Genomic DNA, 16,889 nt, shown 5'->3' with positions numbered 1-16,889 from the left:
GAAATTTTAGTACGGGGTAAAGATGAGAAAAAAGTATCCAACAGATCTAAGCGAAAGGGAATGGGCAAGAATAGAAAAACACTTCAGAGTATCATACAAGAAAGGAGGAAGGCCGCCAAAGTATAGCAAAAGAGAAATATTAGAAGCAATTTTCTATGTATTGCGTACAGGGTGTCAATGGCGGTATTTACCAAATGATTTTCCGCTATGGAAGACTGTGTATGAGCAGTTCAGGCAATGGAAGAAGCAGGGAATTTTTGAGAAAATGAATTATGAAATTACAAAATATAGTAGAAGAAAAATAGGAAGGAATGAGCAGCCGAGTGCCTGTATAGTAGATAGTCAATCTGTAAAGACTACAGAAAAGGGGGGATCAAAGGCTATGATGGAAGTAAAAAAGTAAAGGGTAGAAAAAGGCATATAATTACAGACACTCAGGGTTTTATACTAGGTTGTTACGTAGGCGCTGCTAACGAAAATGATAGAGATGGTATTAAAATAGCATTAAACAATATGAGAACAAAATATACTAAAGTTAAAAAAATGTGGGCTGACATGGGATACCAAGGAAGAAATTTAAAGAATCACATAAAGGAAGAATATGACATAGATATTGAAATTGTTAAAAGGCCTCCATGTAGATTTTGGGTGCACAAAGATACGCCACCTGAGCTACTACCAACAAGAGAACAAGGGTTTAAAGTACAGCCAAGAAGATGGGTTGTAGAAAGGACTTTTGCTTGGGTTAATAGGAATAGAAGGCTATCGAAGGAGTATGATTTACTCACAACATCCACTGAGAATTTCATATACCTAGCTATGAGTAGGGTTATGTTAAAGAGGGAATATGCTTGAATTTACTAGTTTCCGGACAACCTCTTACAATATCATCTTTAGAAAGAAAATCTACAGTTCTTTGGAAGATCTACAGATTGATGTTGATCATTGGTTGCGTTCTTATAATGAGACAAGACCTCACTCGGGTAAATATTGCTATGGCAAAACGCCTATGCAAACTTTTCTTGATAGCAAATATATTGCTTTTCAGAAAAATATTAGTAGCATTACACAAGAGCCTGATATTAGTTTTGACTACCTCAATTCTTCTGTCAGTTAATTCTTGTCTGTCAGATCAAATCTTGTCTTTTACATTTTAGTTCTGCAGTGCACTATCGCATCATCCACATATCTTTCAAATGGTACTGTTGGGTGATTTTGTTTCATCCATATATCAAATGCATGGTGCATAAATATGTTTGAAATGATTGGGCTTATTGAACCTCCTTGCGGAACTCCTTTTTTCCCTAACTACCTTACTGCCATCTGCTTGCTGAATAGGGGATTTCATCCACCTTTCAACATACAGTATGACCCATTTGCAGTCTGTGTGCTTCTTGATAGCCTGCAGTGCTAAATTGTGGTCCAGATTGTCGAAAAATCCTGTAACATCAACAGCTTTCTTGGTAATCGTATCCTGTCTCCAATAAACAGCGGTTTTGCTATGTATCCTTGATCAGCAAAAAACTTACGTAAAGTTGGAGCCTTGTATTTAGCTTGAGTGAAAAGATTTAGAGCACCATCACGATCTTGAACACTTGCACTATGAACATCAGCCGCAATAATTAAGCCCACTGTATCTACAACAATATGACGTTTTCTACCCTTTATTTTTTTTTCAGCATCATATCCTCTGGATCCCCTTTTTGAGTGGTTTTTACTGATTGACTGTCAATTATTCCTACTGAAGGTGTTTCATTTTTACCAAACATTTTTCTTACCTCTTTTACTAGCATATTATGTATTTTTTCCAATTTGCCATTACTACGTCACCTGAGAAAATAGTCATACACCGTCTTCCATGGAGGAAAATCTTTCGGCAGCATTCTCCATTGACAACCACCTCTCATTATATACCTTATTGCATTAATAATTGTTCTGATATTGTGCTTTCTTGGCCTCCCTATCTTTCCTTGTGCAACATGTGGCTCCAAAATTTCCCATTCCTTATCACTTATATCACTTGGATACAATTTTCCCTCCTATTTTTTACTTACACTATCATATTTTTTTCCTCATTCCTTTTCAAGACATACTCTTAGACAACTGGACGTCGAGCCTATCCTAGTGTTGCATATCAAGCTCATACTCAGTATGTAAATCTTTGACCAAAGCTACAACGTATTCTTTTTGAACAATTATACTGATTTTGATTTCGGATGTTGTGATAGCAAGTATTTCTATCTTTTTTTCGCTTAAAACCTTGAGTGTACGGTGCATCACTTCAGTGTTAGACATAACACCAATACCAATTATTGAAATTTTAGCTACATTATCGTTTATAGCATAATTTTCATTCTTATTCAGTAACTTTTCCATTAAATCAATATCAAATTTGGAGATAACAAAACTTGACCCATGTACCATATCAATTTTAACGTTTGCCCCTACTATATCTCTTAAAGTACGCAAGTTATTTGCAAGGTTAGTGAAAGTTACAAGAGCTTCATTAGTGCTATAAGTTATTCCAGTAATTAAGTATCTCTCTAGTACATCCCTTTTGTGTAGCACTGTGGTGCCTTCTACTTCCTTAAAAGTGGATAGCACTTGCACTTTAATGTTATGTTTCATTGCAAGTTGTACTGAACGATTATGCAGTATTTTAGCACCAGATGACGACATTTCCAACATTTCATCGTAAGAGATAAATTTGAGCTTGCGTGCCTTTGGAACAATTCTCGGGTCTGCTGTATATATTCCATCAATATCAGTAAAAATTTCGCAAGTTCTAACACCAAAGGCTACCGTGAAGGCAACTGCTGATATATCAGAGCCTCCTCTTCCAAAAGTAGTGATTCTATCATCATTTATACCCTGAAAACCAGCGATGATCGCAGCAGTATAACCCTCAGCAAAAGATCTTTTCACACGGTCAATCTTTATTGTTTTTATTTTAGACTCAGAATAAAAATCATCAGTTACAATTGGTAACTGCCAAGCAAGCCACGATTTAGCATTAACTCCGATCGATTGGAGAGTGATAGCTAATAGACCGCAAGAAATTTGTTCTCCTGCTGAAAGCATAACGTCATACTCTGATAACTCTTGTCTGCAACTTAAATTTGAGATTTGCCTAGCCTGAAAAGCCATTTGGTCAGTAAATCCTGCAACAGCAGATACAACAACGATTACATTACAACCTTTCTCAATATCGTTTTTTATCAAATTTGCAACTCGGTTTAAATCAGTTAGCGAAGTCCCACCAAATTTTTTTATGATTATTTTGTCCATAGTTACAATATAACTCTCTTCTGAAGAAAAATATAGTTTTTGTAGAGATAGCAGCTTGCAAGCCATTCAGAAAAGGGAAGACAAAGCTATAGCTAACGCGTCATACCACGATTCATTCCATAGCTGTACGAACATTCATTTTTGAAGGTAAATTGCACAGCAAATGGTGTCATCCCAGTGCCTAGACACTGGGATCCAGAAGACTTAATTTCAACCAAGTGGCTGCATAATAAAGGCTGGATTCCAGTGCCAAGCACTGGAATGACACCCTCCCTTGTGGAAATTGCTCTCAAATCACAATGTTCGTACAGCTATGGATTCATTCGCGGTATAGATTCCGCTAACTAGTAGCGGAATGACGAATTTGTTGTTTTAAAATTGTCAGTAAATCTAAGTCAGTTTAGCTATATAGCACGAACTAAACCACTAAGCAGCAGAAGACCTTGCATGACCTCCAAAAAATGCTTTTACTCTTTCAAGATAAGTAGGTGGTTCTGCAGGGATTTCTATTTCATCTATTTTAGAATATATTGCCGCGTCTACGACTTCATCCGTTATTAACTCCCTTAACCTTTGTTTTATCTGCCCTCTCTGAATATGCTCCCCATAGTCGTTATAAAACTTTACATATAATTCCTTAAACACAAATTCTTTTATAGCATCTCTTGTATAAGAAATGCCGTCCTTTACTTCATCACTCACGTTGCTCAAATCCACTTCAGAACTTGGTGAATACAAATCATCAAAATTTTCTTTCAAAACTTTTATCTTATAGTAATGCTTATCCACATATCTCTCAAAAAATCTTTTAGTAGTATACCTAGCCAACTCTCCTATTTGCCAAGGCTCTAGTTGAGCTGCAAAGTTGTTTTCTGCTTCAAGGCCATTTAATGCATAAATAATGCGGAGAAGCATTCCAGGACCACATTGGCGGTTACTTTCATCAAAGCGAACCAGTAATATAGATTTCAATAGTTCTACGTCTGAATTTTGCTTTCTTGCCGCAATTAAAACTAAATTTATAGCCTGTGTCAATGTCAATCCGGTTTTTGAATCTACCCAATTTACCCACTCCCCAGTTTCATAACCATCCAATCTTAGATAAGGTTCTATCATTCGTTTTTGCTGACTTGTTAAACCGCTTATATAACTTTTAAACTCTTCATCTAACTCATTTGATGGTGCCCCATATTTTTCCTTTAATTCTTTAGCACATTTAATGGTGCTTTCTTCAAAACTTCTAGTATGAACACTTTGACTACCAGTGCCCACATCACTTACATTAAACAAAAAGCTTAGCTGCTTTACATTCAAACCCAAAGGTGAAAAGAGTTTTACTGATGGATATTTTATTAACTCAAGAAGTGCTACTGGAATTAGCAGTGCATAATTTAACAATAATAAACCAAAATTAAATATAAGAAACTCACGTAGAGCTGATACCTTTGATGCAATGTACAAAAATGGAAGCTGTAGGTAATATATCAAGTGTATACTGAAGAATAAGATTTTGTCCTTTAATTTTATTGTTGGATCTTTATAAACCTCAAACAACATGCTATTGCTATCAATATTGTTGTTTTTAAAGGAGGTATAGTTGTTTATGATCTTCTCTTGCAAGGGAAGAAGCATTTTATTCAGGCAAATAAACGCAGCAATAACAATAAAACCTGTAGCCAAAAATGCTAGTGCAGGGCTAGAAGTGCTTGTAGATAAATAGGCATAAAGACCATCAACAATTAAGTTTTTGTATAATCTTTCAAAGGGACGAACTAGAATCGGGTCAAGGATATAGTTAACAAGAAGATTTAAATAATACACGAGAAACAAAAGTGCAATCAAAAATGCAATAATACTACAAACAACCAAAAATGCTTTTAATCTCGGATTCATAACCCCCTCTTAATAATCTGTTAATATAATCTATTTTAGGAATAAATTGAAAAAAATGCAAGTTTTTATGTTAAAAGATCAATTGAAATTTCTGAGTTTAGGGTATATTGTTAATCTATTTAGATAAGAATTATTGTGTCAAATAAAATAGATTTTTGGGCTATTTTTGCCTTAGTGATTAGCAGCCAAATTGGCTCTGGAATTTTTATGCTTCCAATTAGCCTTGCTCCATATGGCATGTATAGCCTTATAAGCTGGATAATATCAGGGCTTGGTGCTATATCTCTTGCTTTAGTTTTTGCCTCACTCTGCGCAAAATTTCCGGAAACGGGTGGCCCTCACGTCTATGTAAAGCATGCTTTTGGCCCTGCTGCAGCTTTTTTTGTTGGTTGGACGTATTGGGTGATCTCATGGGTTAGCACAACAGCCGTAATAGTTGTGGGTGTTGGTTATCTTACACCATTTTTCCATGAAGATATTCAAAACGTACATCTGTTTTTAGAGATGTTATTACTTACAATTATTACACTAATAAATTTTAGAGGAGTAGCTACTGCTGGACGTGTTGAGTTTTTATTGACGGTGATAAAAATTTCTGTATTGCTTGTAATACCTATAGCAGCATTGTTTTTTTTTGATAGAAATAACTTCATCATAAGTGAAGAAATATCAAATCTTACAACATCGCAGATTCTTGCCCGTTCTACACTTATTACTCTATGGGGTTTTATTGGAGTTGAATTGGCAACAGCACCTGCAGGGTCAGTTGATAATCCAGCTAGAACAATACCAAGAGCAGTGGTACTTGGAACAATCTCTGTTGCTGTTGTGTATTTTATCAACAATCTTGCAATTATGGGATTAATAAATGGCAATGATTTAGCAAGTTCAAGAGCACCATATGTTGACGCAATAAAAATTATGGCCTCTGGCAATTGGCACTTGATTATTTCTATAACTGCGTTCATTTTTTGTGTTGGTACTTTAAACGCTTGGGTACTAGCTAGTGGACAAGTGGCCCTTGGCCTTGCAAAAGATAAACTGATGCCACAGTTTTTTGCTCAAAGAAACAAGCACGGTTCTCCTTTCTGGGGCATAACAACTAGCTCAGTTGGAACTGCAACTTTACTAATCCTCACTTCAAGCAACAATTTTGCTAAGCAGATCACATCAATTATCGACTTTTCTGTAGTTTCATTTTTATTTGTTTACCTTGCATGCAGTCTTGCTTTTCTCAAAGTTATTGTGCAAGAAAAGAGTTGTTACAAATTTTTAATTGGCAGTATAGCAACAACCTTTTGCTGCTGGGTAATATTTGAAACTTCTGTGAATACCTTGCTGATCGCAAGCTTATTCACTGCAAGTGGCGTACCTCTTTATTTATTTTGGTATCGCAGAGTTTCTGTATAGCAAATGTTATGTATCTGTTCAGCAGAGTGGCAAAATAAGGTAGACGAGAAAAGACAACTATAGGAAGAAATGGGTGTCATGCCAGTGCGTGACACTGGCATCCAGTTCTTTCGCGCAGTTCCATCAAAAACGTTGTAAAGGATTAATCGCTTTCGTGTTTACCAACTTAGTGCCCAATCTGGATCCCAGATACTGTCTCTGCTGTCAAACAAATTATCCAACAAAATTACAATTAAATGGTTGATTCTTTTTAAGAATACCAAAAAAGACATGCATTAATTTTCGCATTAACGCAAGAACTATGACTTTTGGACATTTGCCTTTACTTGCTAGACGCTGACAAAACTTTTGAAAATGATTATTATGGTTTTTGACTACTATAGCTGGCATATAAAGAGCTTTTCGAATACGCTCAGATCCTATTTTGCATATGCAACTTCTCTTACTTACTGACGATCCCGATTGATAATGTCCTGGCAGCAAAAGCTGTAAATTGTTTAGCATTGTCAAAGTTATCAACTGATGGCATTTCTGCGACAACAGCAACAGCAGTAAGATATCCTATACCTTTTATAGTCTTAAGGTTTTCCACCATATTTTTTAGATGTGGATAGTTATTTATATGCTCATTAATTTCTTTTTCGAGAACAATAATTTGCTCCTCTATTGCCAAAATTACTTTAGATATAGCTTCTTTGCAACTGGAATGCATATTTTTGTTTTCCAAGCGATTTGTCTGTTGCACCTTATCATCTTTTAGCGATTGCATGCAACGCCCTCAAATGCCTCATTTCAGGTGCAATGGGCTTCCAAAGAGCAGGTTTGTTGGCGATACAAAATCTAGCTATCATAGCTGCATCTGATTTATCTGTCTTATTTCTGAGCAGCTCACTTTTGCCAAAAGCTTTCTGGGTTTACTATACTGACATTATGTCCTAAATCGTGCATAAAAGTAGCCAAATCTTCTCCATACCAACTAGTTGCTTCAAGACATAAATGAGTAAGATTTGCTCCATGGCCATTGCACCAAACTACAAGTTTTGCAAAACCATCTTGATTATTTTGAAAGACTTTGTGTCGTTTTTTACTGTCCACTAACAAACAAACATCAAATTTCTTTTTTGAAATATCCACACCCAAAATAGCATTTACTTGCATAAAATTGCCTCCAAGACTATAAATAAACTGAGAGTTTAGACTAACCTTGTAATACGGGATATAATTCCAAAAGATACTGTTCAGTCTTTAACTCTATGGGAGGGAAGCAAAATCTGGCTTAATGGCATTAGTGTCGCATCAGCTTCACCCTCCCTGTGAGGTATTTTAGCTCTAATGCCTCACATCATAAAGATACAAGTGTCACGCACTGGGATGACAAGAAAGGGAGCACTGGAATTTTTGTTTCAATATTTGTACATGAGCCATGCATCTGAACAGATACAATGTTATAACTAGAGATAATTTTTAAATGATTGATATTTATGAACTACGACTTTTCTTGTTGTCCACTTGTTCAACATTACCCTTCTCAAGTTTACTATCTACTTCTTTTGTGTGTTCATCATCTATACTAGTTTCATCTTTTATCTTACTAGGGTAATCTTCCTGCGATTTTTTATATGCTTCCATGTTGTCATATATAGGGTTACTGATGATTTCTATTTTTTCAGGTGTGAAAATCCTTGCTAAAAATCTCCTTATTATTGGTATTGACCTTAAGAAATCTCTTAGCTTTGAAGATTCTTGTCTTTTGTTTAGAGACTGTTGGTCTATTTTAGAGGTTTTTACACCATACTTTTTATCATCAAAATTTATTGTAGGCTTTCTTTTATTCGAAAGAACACTTTGGGCCTTTGATCCATTGGTTCCTTCAGGCCCTTGAGGTGTAGAAATTGCAGGTTTAACCTTAGTTTCATCGTATTCCTTACTCATCTTTCATTTCATTATGTAATATTACTAATATTGCATAATAATAGCTAAATTACAATTAATTGCAAGGTAAAAATATTAAAACAATTGTAAATTTTGTCAGTAAAAATATAATAGAACTTTGAAATTAGAGGTTCATCTATATGGGATACAAAATTGCTGTTATTGGAGCAACCGGAAGAGTAGGGCGTGAGGTATTAAGCACGCTTGCTGAATTTCAAGATGAGGCGATAGATTGCGTTATTGCACTTGCATCGAAAAAATCAGAAGGGAAGAAGGTGAGCTTTGGTGACAAAGAGTTAACAGTTTTATGCCTTGAGGATTATGACTTCGTTGGAACTAATGTAGCCATTTTCTGTGCTGGATCTCATGTTTCTGAAGAGTATGTACCAATTGCAACACAGGCTGGATGCATCGTGATAGATAACAGTTCCCATTTTAGAATGAAAGAGGGTGTGCCACTCATTATTCCAGAGATTAATAAAGAAAAAATTATGGAATATAAAAACCACAACATAATATCCAATCCAAACTGTACTACAATACAGATGCTGCTAGTACTACATCTATTACACCAAAAAGCAAAAATAAAGAGAATCGTTGCTTCAACTTATCAATCAACTTCTGGTGCAGGCAAAGCAGCAATGGATGAGCTCTATGACCAGACAAAAAAAATCTTTATGAACGAAGCTAAAAAACCCAAGATATTCTCTAAGCAAATAGCATTCAATTGCATTCCCCATGTAGGAGAATTCATGGAAAATGGTTCTACAGAAGAGGAATGGAAAATGCAAGAGGAGACAAAAAAAATTTTAGAGGAAGATATAAAAGTTACTGCAACTTGTGTAAGGGTACCCGTCTTTATCGGTCACGCTATGGCAGTAAATGTGGAATTTGATCAACATATCACTGAAGAACAAGCTCGTGAAGTGCTAAGTGAAGCCGAAGATAGTGGAGTTTTAGTGTACAACAGGCGTGAAGATAGTGAATACATAACTCAAATTGATGTTGTACAGGAGAATGCTGTATATGTATCGCGTATTAGAAGAGACAATACTGTTGAGCACGGATTAAATATGTGGATAGTGGCTGACAACCTGCGCAAAGGCGCAGCATTAAATATAGTGCAGATTCTTGAGATTTTGATAAGAGAGCATTTGTCAATCAAGTGCATATAGAGCGCACGTACGTTGTAATTCGAAGGAAATTTGTATACCACATGGCAGCGCGTGACGCTGGAATGGCTTTGTTGCATCGCTACTTATGAAAGGCTAACTATAATTAGGATTATAAGCAACTTATTGAAAATCTTGTTTTTTTGCAATCAATCTGATCAAATTTAAGAATAGTAATTTGTTATTTATATTAATAAATTTAATTCTATTGAAAATAGCTAAAGCATTGAAATTCTTGAATTTTAGCCGGATTAGTGAGTGGTAGTGAAATTTCTTTTACTCAAATTTAGGTATTCACTGACCGTTCTTGTTATAAATACCAGAATAATAAGCTACTGATATTCTCCACCTTTTTTATCTTTAATCCATCATAGCTAGCGATGCAACAAAGCCGGCTGGATTCCAGTGTCAAGCACTGGAATGACACCATTTGCTGTGCAGTTTACCTTCAAAAATGAATGTTCGTACAGCTATGGAATAAATCGCGGTATGACGGTTCGCAGCGGTATAGTAACTCGTCACCCCGCTACTTGTTAGCGGCTGAGATACCGCGGCGGTATGACGTAGAAGCTATACTTTTATACTCACCAACTCAGTATCCAATCTGGATCCAAGTAGTCAAGCTATTCGGATGACACCCTCATAAAGTGAAATGAGATCCCGCTAACACGTAGCGGGATGACGAGAAAGGGGCTACTCGGATGACACCCTCATAAAGTGAAATGAGATCCCGCTAACACGTAGCGGGATGACGGGAAAAGAGGTACTGGGAGACATCCTTCCTGGTAGACCCAAATCACAATGTTCGCACAGTTGTGCGTCACGCGCTGCCGAACACTGTATGGTTATACAAGAAAAATTAAGGCTTAAAAGGAAACTTAAGCAGCTAATAGGACCTAAGCCTTCTTAATAAAACATAAAAAGCTCCTTTACCACCATGTTTTTTCGTAGCTTGCTGGTAGTATAGAACCATATGCTGGATTTTAGTATCATTTAACCACTTATTTAAGTTATTCTTTATAGTGTCTGTTTTATTTGTTGCACTGCCGTATCCCGTAATTACCAATAAACATCTATTCCCTGCTCGATAATTTTTGATAATAAAATCTATCAATTTACAGTAAGCATCCTCTATATTATAGCCATGCAAATCGAGCTTGTCGCTTATAAAATATTTACCCCTATCAACTTTTGATTTTGTGTTTTGGTCAAGACAAAATGATGAGTTACCATTATTGGTATTAAGAAAATTCCCTTGTAAGTCGGAGGTACCTTTATCAACCATAGACTTTATATTTACTTTATGATCAACTTTCAAAGTAACTTTTCCACATTTTATTGGCTTAACATTTTTTTGCCAATCCAACTCATCGTCCGACATAAACGCATTAATCGAATTGTATAATTTTACAACAATATTCAAACATAGTAAAATGTTGCTTATTCTATAAAAACCAGATTTTCGATAATACGATGAAATCGTCAAAAACTAATGAGAATTTTTGGCTGTATGGAAAGCACACCTGCATGTCAGCACTGAAGAATAAAAATAGGCGGTGTATAGAACTGTTAGCAACAGAAAATTTCTATAGAGAGCACAAAAAAGAAATTAGGCAATGTGTAGACAGTAAGGGCATTAAAGTTCGATTAGTAGAAAGCAAAATACTTAATGACGTTTTACCCAAAGGTGCTAACCATCAGGGAATTGCTTTAAATGTTGCCCCTATTCTTTATAACTTAAGCATTGAAGAAATAGCTGAAAGCTCGAACGATAGCTCTACTATAGTCATTTTAGATCAAGTCACTGACACGCACAATATTGGGTCGATTTTAAGAACTTCAGCTTGTTTTAATGTCGACGCATTGGTTTTACCACATAACCATTCACCAAGTGAAAATGCATCTATTGCAAAAGCAGCAAGTGGAGCATTGGATATTGTCCCACTAATATACGTTACAAATATAGTAAAAACTATGCAGTATTTAAAAAAGGTCGGTTACTGGTGTTATGGGTTTGATTGCAATACTAAAGAAAATATAGATGAAATAAAGAGTTTTGAGAAAAAAAGAGTAATTATTTTTGGTTCTGAAGAGAAAGGGGTACGAAGACTAGTTAAAGAAAACTGTGATTATCTTTTAAAAATACCAATGTCAAATGCAATTAACAGTTTAAATGTTTCAAATGCAGCAGCAATAGGCCTATATTCTATTTATATTAAAACAAATGCCAGCGCATAGCTGTTTATAATAAAAACACTTGATAAAAATATGGTTTTATATTATAATGTGTTAAGTAATGGATAAAAGGAGTTATATTATGTCTTACATGAGAAATGAACAGGATATTCGCTCTCAAGGCGTTTATTATAGTGCTGGGCTTAGAAGTTACCTAACTAAAGTATATAACTACATGGCTTTAGCTTTGGGCGTCACAGGGCTTGTTGCATTTTTAACAGTATTTTCTGGTCTTTTTCAAGTAATTTATTCTAATCCCGTTCTATCGCTTGTGGTAATGTTATCTCCGGTTGCATTGGTGTTCTACATGTCTTATAGAATTCAACACCTAAGTGCTCAGTCTGCCGTTACTATATTTTTCTCGTTCTCAGTGTTAATGGGGCTTTCCTTATCTTATATTTTTATAGTTTATACTGCAGAAAATATAGCAAGAGCGTTTTTCATTACATCAATTATGTTTGGCTCTATGGCTTTATATGGTAATACCACAAAAAGAGATCTTACAAGTATGGGCTCTTTCTTGATTATGGGAGTCTTGGGGATAATTATAGCATCCATAGTAAATTTATTCCTTGGAAGTAGTCCTCTCTACTTTGCAATATCGTTCATATCAGTAATAGTCTTTACCTTAATGACTGCATATGATGCTCAAAGAATCAAGGACGTTTATTATAAACATAATGACGGATCAGAAGTTGCTACTACTAAATTGGCAATACTCGGTGCAACTAATCTTTATTTTGACTTTATTAATATATTTCTCAATCTACTCAGGTTACTTAACTTGTTCAACAATAGGGATTAGATGTTTTCCTTTTTAAGGAAAGGCAGTAAGAATTCTATAGTTTTCTTTCTAATATCTCTAGTTGTATTGATGTTATGTCTTGCATATGCATCGGTGCCTCTATATAGCATTTTTTGTAAAGCTACTGGGTATGGTGGCACAATAAGAAAAGTAACTAACACAACAACAAATATAACTAACCAAAAGATCAGGGTCCATTTCAATGCTGATATAATGTCCGATCTACCTTGGGAGTTTAAATCAGAAACTAACTACTTTGACGTAAACATAGGAGAACAAAGTTTAGCGTTTTATTACGCAAAAAATCTATCTGATCAGCCTTCATTTGGTATGGCAGTATATAACGTTACGCCTTTCAAAGCAGGTAAGTATTTCAACAAAGTTGCATGTTTTTGCTTTGAAGAACAAATGTTGCTAGCAAAACAAAAAGCAGCTATGCCCGTATCTTTCTATATAGATCCTGAGATAATGCTTGATAACAACACAAAAGATTTGAGCGAAATAACACTATCATACACATTTTTTAAGCTTAAGTAATAAACTTTTTCCTATTGTCACCCAAGCAGCGTGAGCTATAGCTAAACTGACTTAGATTTACCGACAATTTGAAAAACTGTCATTCCGCTACCCGTTAGCGGGATCTATGCTTTGAGATACCGCGAATGAATCGCGGTATGACGTGTTGAAACAATCCGATAAGGTAAACCTCGTCATCCCGCTACTTGTTAGCGGGATCTCCGCGGCGGTATGACGTGTTAGCTATAGAAGGAGTGCGTTGTTATTCAAATAATGATTATGCAACAGATCTGTTGAATTGAGCAGGAGTTCTTATTTGCTTTTTGCGCACCGACTACTTGTGTCTCAGTGCTTGGTGTTATCAATTCCCATCCTTCATTCTTTGCTTCACAAGCATTCCAATATTGAGCCAATTCCTTATTATTTTTTACAGAATCTGGCATTTTTTCATGAGGTTTTTTTTCCAATGTATGCTTAATTAGAATCTTACAGCAATCTTTGCATTCAATTGACTTCTCTGCATCATATAATTCAGTAACACAATCTAAAGCGGTATTTCCACCGTAGTGTTCATGTGGGCTATCACTTACCCCCGCTTCTATGAGAGCCTTTAACACATCTGGAGAACGCGTCAAAGCGCAGGCATGTAAATATCCTTTCTCATTTTGCACGTTAGCCCCTGCTTTTATTAAAACTTGCGCTAGATTTGGTAAAGCGTGAGGCTTGTGATTAATAGCAATAGAAAAAAGACTATCTACTGGAAAGCCATCATAGTCTTTCAAATCAAATTTGTGATTAATATCAAAACCTTTTTTTTCCCAAGAAGCATATAAATATTCATAATAGTTTTCTTTGCTTGAAGTTCGCATTCCACTTTCTAGCCTTTCTTTTATTTTTTTTATTATATTACTAGTATCTAAATCGTTATCTTCATCCACTTTGTACAACACATTATACAAAACACTATAAAGCCAAGTTTCTCTATTCATTATAATTTATACCTTAAAACTATTAATATACACTTATGTAGTATATAAACTCTAAATAACATTTTGCAAAATATTAATTGTTAGATAACATAATCAAAGTTTTTATCTTACATTCACCATGGTTAGAGCTATACAAATAAAAAAAACTGGGGGACCAGAAGTATTAGAATTTGTAGATAAGAGTGTAGGTGAGCCAAAAGGCGAGGAAGTCTTAGTGCGTCACACAACTATCGGCTTAAATCGTTATGATTTAGAGCACAGAAAAGGTACACGCAAAATTAAAAATTTACCATCAGTGCTTGGAGTGGAAGCAGTGGGAGTTATTGAAAAGCTTGGTAAAAAAATCAGTGATGGGTTGAAGGTCGGAGATAGAGTTGGATATTGCACAGCTCCTCCAGGGGCATATTGTGAAAAGCGCATTATACACCAGAAATATCTGATAAAAATTCCAGATGACATATCTGATGAAGTTGCTGCTGCAGTGCTGTTTAAAGGTATGACAGCTCACTATTTAGTTAATCAATCTTATAAAGTTAGGCCTGGTGCTTTCGTGCTAGTTCATGGGGCTAATGGTGGCTTAGGACAAATAATATGCCAATGGGCAAAGGATAAAAAAGGTGTAGTGATAGGTTCTGTAAGCTCTGATGAAAAAATGAAGATAGCTTTACAAAGTGGCTGCACATACGCAATAAACTACAATGATAAAGACTTCGTTTCTAAAATTATGGAGATTACGCAAAACAGAGGAGTAGGTGCAGTATATGACCCCATAGGTTACGCTACAAGCAAGCTCTCTTTTGAATCTTTAGGCAGGTTCGGCATATACGTTTCCTATGGGCAGATATCAGGTAACGCTCCTATTAGTTTTTCTTTACTTAGTTCACGTTCATTATTTGCAACTGGAACCTTAATATATCATTATAAGCATGATAGATTCACATTAGTGCTTACCACAATGGAAATCTTCGAGATGATAAGAAAAAAACTTTTAACTGTACGGATCAATAAAAAATATAAATTTGATGAAATAATTCAAGCACATCGTGATATGGAAAATAGAAAAACGAGTGGGTTAAATATTATTAAAATCTCTCAAATAAATTAATAGTTAAAATTAACCATTCATTAAATTATATCAACTAGAATTTCACATATTTAATTCTCCTTTTGGGGGAATTAAAAGCATATAGCTAAACTGACTTAGATTTACCGACAACCGTCATCCCGCTACGTGTTAGCGGAATCTGTAAAAGACAAGATTTGATCTGACAGACAAGAATTAACTGACAGAAGAATTGAGGTAGTCAAAACTAATATCAGGCTCTTGTGTAATGCTACTAATATTTTTCTGAAAAGCAATATATTTGCTATCAAGAAAAGTTTGCATAGGCGTTTTGCCATAGCAATATTTACCCGAGTGAGGTCTTGTCTCATTATAAGAACGCAACCAATGATCAACATCAATCTGTAGATCTTCCAAAGAACTGTAGATTTTCTTTCTAAAGATGATATTGTAACACTCATCTTGCATGGTTCTATGAAACCTTTCACATATGCCATTAGTCTGTGGAGAGTTGGCTTTAGTTCTAGAATGATCGATGTTTTCTATGCCCAAATAAAGCTGATAAGCGTGATTTTCGGGCTTGCCACAGTACTCCGTACCCCTATCAGTTAAAATGCGTAATAATGGAATTTTCTGCTCATCAAAAAATGGAATAACTCTATCGTTGAGAAGATCTGCAGCTGTAATAGCTGTTCTGTCCGTGTAAAGTTTAACCATTGCAACTCTGGAATAAGTATCAACAAAAGTTTGCTGATAAATGCGCCCTATACCTTTGATATTGCCCACATAATAGGTATCTTGAGAACCCAAATAACCTGGATGTTGCGTCTCAATTTCACCATGAGCTTCCCTTTGTTCTTTCACTTTTTCTAAAGCTGCAAGTTGTTCTTCAGTTAAAATGATTCCGTCTTGAGCTACTTTTGTCTCTAGTGCTTTAAGTCTCTTTTTGAGAGTTTCAAGGTCATTTCTTAGCCATACAGACCTTACTCCTCCCTGAGAAATTATTATACCTCTTTTTCTCAGTTCATTTGCAGCTCTTTCTTGCCCATATGCTGGAAATTCTGTTGCTATACCAATCACTGCTCTTTCTATATCGTCGGAAACTCTGTTTGCTAATAGCGGTTTTTTCTTACTTATTTCATGTAATGCTTCCTCTCCTCCATTTTCATATAACTCCTTAAAGCGATAAAATGTATCTCTTGAGTATCCCATCACTTTGCATGCTTGAGACACATTTCCTAGTTGTTTTGCTAGTTCTCTAGCTTTGGTTTTAATATTTTTGTCTGTATTGTACTCATATCTAACACTCCTTTATTTTTATTATTTTTAACTTACTTTTTTAAAGTGTCAGGTCAAGTCTTATTTAATACATCTAAATCCGATAGAGCATTGTTGGCACACCATCAAAAGTTGCCTCAGACCTCTAATGCATCAATGTACAGACTTACACCTTTTAGTTGGTAATACCATTTTAGACGTTTATCATTCGTTTTAGAAAATACTATAGTTGAAATAGCGCAGTTACTCACCCCATAAATTTGGTGCTCTCTTTCAATCAAAGGTGTCTTGCTGCTTGAAATGTTTTC

At 35.4% G+C, this 16,889-nt stretch carries 18 protein-coding genes and 2 pseudogenes; 8 read left to right on the top strand and 12 right to left on the bottom strand.

What is annotated here, in order from left to right:
* Positions 1-22: 22 nt before the first annotated feature.
* A protein-coding gene (locus tag EA652_RS04600; RefSeq protein WP_094189578.1) for an IS5-like element ISWpi1 family transposase occupies positions 23-855 on the top strand; the annotation gives its coding sequence in 2 pieces (ribosomal slippage) (positions 23-392 and positions 392-855; 834 coding nt in all).
* A gap of 25 nt (positions 856-880) precedes the next feature.
* Positions 881-1,117 (top strand): annotated as a pseudogene (locus tag EA652_RS04595) (integrase core domain-containing protein); the annotation flags it as partial.
* Between the two features lie 29 nt (positions 1,118-1,146).
* Here EA652_RS04595 and EA652_RS07165 read toward each other — a convergent pair.
* The 7 genes from EA652_RS07165 to EA652_RS04565 form a co-directional block, all read right to left on the bottom strand.
* On the bottom strand, positions 1,147-1,248 hold the full coding sequence (locus EA652_RS07165) for a hypothetical protein (protein ID WP_238514231.1): 102 nt from the start codon (positions 1,246-1,248) through the stop codon (positions 1,147-1,149).
* A gap of 162 nt (positions 1,249-1,410) precedes the next feature.
* Positions 1,411-1,647 carry a hypothetical protein gene (locus EA652_RS07470; protein WP_238513961.1) on the bottom strand — a complete coding sequence of 79 codons (237 nt, stop codon included), beginning with the start codon at positions 1,645-1,647 and terminating at the stop codon, positions 1,411-1,413.
* A gap of 17 nt (positions 1,648-1,664) precedes the next feature.
* On the bottom strand, positions 1,665-1,793 hold the full coding sequence (locus tag EA652_RS07310) for a hypothetical protein (protein WP_255317429.1): 129 nt from the start codon (positions 1,791-1,793) through the stop codon (positions 1,665-1,667).
* 33 nt (positions 1,794-1,826) lie between these two features.
* Complete coding sequence (locus EA652_RS04580) at positions 1,827-2,030, bottom strand: IS5 family transposase (protein WP_007549940.1); 204 nt, start codon at positions 2,028-2,030, stop codon at positions 1,827-1,829.
* 91 nt (positions 2,031-2,121) lie between these two features.
* Entirely contained in the window at positions 2,122-3,288 is a 1,167-nt protein-coding gene (locus tag EA652_RS04575; RefSeq protein ID WP_041582659.1) for an aspartate kinase, read from the bottom strand.
* Between the two features lie 92 nt (positions 3,289-3,380).
* Complete coding sequence (locus EA652_RS07560; protein WP_010962949.1) at positions 3,381-3,581, bottom strand: hypothetical protein; 201 nt, start codon at positions 3,579-3,581, stop codon at positions 3,381-3,383.
* A gap of 133 nt (positions 3,582-3,714) precedes the next feature.
* Positions 3,715-5,181, bottom strand: coding sequence for a hypothetical protein (locus tag EA652_RS04565; protein WP_006280466.1), 1,467 nt, complete (start codon positions 5,179-5,181; stop codon positions 3,715-3,717).
* 135 nt (positions 5,182-5,316) lie between these two features.
* Between EA652_RS04565 and EA652_RS04560 the strand changes: the two genes are divergently transcribed.
* Positions 5,317-6,591 (top strand): APC family permease, encoded by a 1,275-nt coding sequence (locus tag EA652_RS04560; RefSeq protein WP_012673311.1) that lies wholly within the window; start codon positions 5,317-5,319, stop codon positions 6,589-6,591.
* A gap of 213 nt (positions 6,592-6,804) precedes the next feature.
* On the opposite strand, the pseudogene EA652_RS07655 reads toward EA652_RS04560, so the two are convergent.
* Positions 6,805-7,749: pseudogene (locus tag EA652_RS07655) on the bottom strand (IS110 family transposase).
* Positions 7,750-8,070: 321 nt separating this feature from the next.
* Complete coding sequence (locus EA652_RS04540; RefSeq protein WP_012673310.1) at positions 8,071-8,523, bottom strand: hypothetical protein; 453 nt, start codon at positions 8,521-8,523, stop codon at positions 8,071-8,073.
* Between the two features lie 140 nt (positions 8,524-8,663).
* Here EA652_RS04540 and EA652_RS04535 point away from each other — a divergent pair, with 140 nt between their 5' ends.
* On the top strand, positions 8,664-9,698 hold the full coding sequence (locus EA652_RS04535) for an aspartate-semialdehyde dehydrogenase (RefSeq protein WP_012673309.1): 1,035 nt from the start codon (positions 8,664-8,666) through the stop codon (positions 9,696-9,698).
* 883 nt (positions 9,699-10,581) lie between these two features.
* Here the strand turns inward: EA652_RS04535 and EA652_RS04530 are convergent.
* The gene (locus EA652_RS04530) at positions 10,582-11,076 is read right to left on the bottom strand and encodes a Smr/MutS family protein (RefSeq protein WP_012673308.1); all 495 of its coding nucleotides are present in this window, start codon (positions 11,074-11,076) and stop codon (positions 10,582-10,584) included.
* Positions 11,077-11,168: 92 nt separating this feature from the next.
* Between EA652_RS04530 and rlmB the strand changes: the two genes are divergently transcribed.
* The 3 genes from rlmB to EA652_RS04515 all read left to right on the top strand — a co-directional run bounded on the left by rlmB (position 11,169) and on the right by EA652_RS04515 (position 13,272).
* Positions 11,169-11,933 (top strand): 23S rRNA (guanosine(2251)-2'-O)-methyltransferase RlmB, encoded by a 765-nt coding sequence (rlmB, locus tag EA652_RS04525; protein WP_012673307.1) that lies wholly within the window; start codon positions 11,169-11,171, stop codon positions 11,931-11,933.
* 79 nt (positions 11,934-12,012) lie between these two features.
* Positions 12,013-12,735 (top strand): Bax inhibitor-1/YccA family protein, encoded by a 723-nt coding sequence (locus EA652_RS04520; RefSeq protein WP_006280412.1) that lies wholly within the window; start codon positions 12,013-12,015, stop codon positions 12,733-12,735.
* Entirely contained in the window at positions 12,736-13,272 is a 537-nt protein-coding gene (locus tag EA652_RS04515; RefSeq protein ID WP_006280411.1) for a cytochrome c oxidase assembly protein, read from the top strand.
* 245 nt (positions 13,273-13,517) lie between these two features.
* On the opposite strand, the gene EA652_RS04510 is transcribed toward EA652_RS04515, so the two are convergent.
* Entirely contained in the window at positions 13,518-14,240 is a 723-nt protein-coding gene (locus EA652_RS04510; protein ID WP_007549209.1) for a hypothetical protein, read from the bottom strand.
* A gap of 118 nt (positions 14,241-14,358) precedes the next feature.
* On the opposite strand from EA652_RS04510, the gene EA652_RS04505 reads away from it, so the two are divergent.
* On the top strand, positions 14,359-15,345 hold the full coding sequence (locus EA652_RS04505) for a quinone oxidoreductase family protein (protein WP_012673306.1): 987 nt from the start codon (positions 14,359-14,361) through the stop codon (positions 15,343-15,345).
* A 174-nt stretch (positions 15,346-15,519) separates the two neighbouring features.
* Here the strand turns inward: EA652_RS04505 and EA652_RS04500 are convergent, their stop codons facing one another.
* Entirely contained in the window at positions 15,520-16,578 is a 1,059-nt protein-coding gene (locus EA652_RS04500; RefSeq protein WP_094189589.1) for an IS481-like element ISWpi2 family transposase, read from the bottom strand.
* Positions 16,579-16,889 lie beyond the last annotated feature (311 nt).

The organism is Wolbachia endosymbiont of Drosophila ananassae (assembly GCF_008033215.1).
Taxonomy (GTDB): domain Bacteria; phylum Pseudomonadota; class Alphaproteobacteria; order Rickettsiales; family Anaplasmataceae; genus Wolbachia; species Wolbachia pipientis.
The sequence above is the reverse complement of the archived record's forward strand: the minus strand, read 5'-3'. Positions and strand labels throughout refer to the sequence as shown.

Excerpts from the sequence above, each read along its gene's own strand:
- EA652_RS07165 (WP_238514231.1), bottom strand. The coding sequence starts at position 1,248 with ATGCACCATGCATTTGATATATGGATGAAACAAAATCACCCAACAGTA.
- EA652_RS07310 (WP_255317429.1), bottom strand. The coding sequence starts at position 1,793 with ATGCTAGTAAAAGAGGTAAGAAAAATGTTTGGTAAAAATGAAACACCT.
- EA652_RS04575 (WP_041582659.1), bottom strand. The coding sequence starts at position 3,288 with ATGGACAAAATAATCATAAAAAAATTTGGTGGGACTTCGCTAACTGAT.
- EA652_RS04565 (WP_006280466.1), bottom strand. The coding sequence starts at position 5,181 with ATGAATCCGAGATTAAAAGCATTTTTGGTTGTTTGTAGTATTATTGCA.
- EA652_RS04540 (WP_012673310.1), bottom strand. The coding sequence starts at position 8,523 with ATGAGTAAGGAATACGATGAAACTAAGGTTAAACCTGCAATTTCTACA.
- EA652_RS04535 (WP_012673309.1), top strand. The coding sequence starts at position 8,664 with ATGGGATACAAAATTGCTGTTATTGGAGCAACCGGAAGAGTAGGGCGT.
- EA652_RS04530 (WP_012673308.1), bottom strand. The coding sequence starts at position 11,076 with ATGTCGGACGATGAGTTGGATTGGCAAAAAAATGTTAAGCCAATAAAA.
- rlmB (WP_012673307.1), top strand. The coding sequence starts at position 11,169 with ATGAAATCGTCAAAAACTAATGAGAATTTTTGGCTGTATGGAAAGCAC.
- EA652_RS04520 (WP_006280412.1), top strand. The coding sequence starts at position 12,013 with ATGTCTTACATGAGAAATGAACAGGATATTCGCTCTCAAGGCGTTTAT.
- EA652_RS04515 (WP_006280411.1), top strand. The coding sequence starts at position 12,736 with ATGTTTTCCTTTTTAAGGAAAGGCAGTAAGAATTCTATAGTTTTCTTT.
- EA652_RS04510 (WP_007549209.1), bottom strand. The coding sequence starts at position 14,240 with ATGAATAGAGAAACTTGGCTTTATAGTGTTTTGTATAATGTGTTGTAC.
- EA652_RS04505 (WP_012673306.1), top strand. The coding sequence starts at position 14,359 with ATGGTTAGAGCTATACAAATAAAAAAAACTGGGGGACCAGAAGTATTA.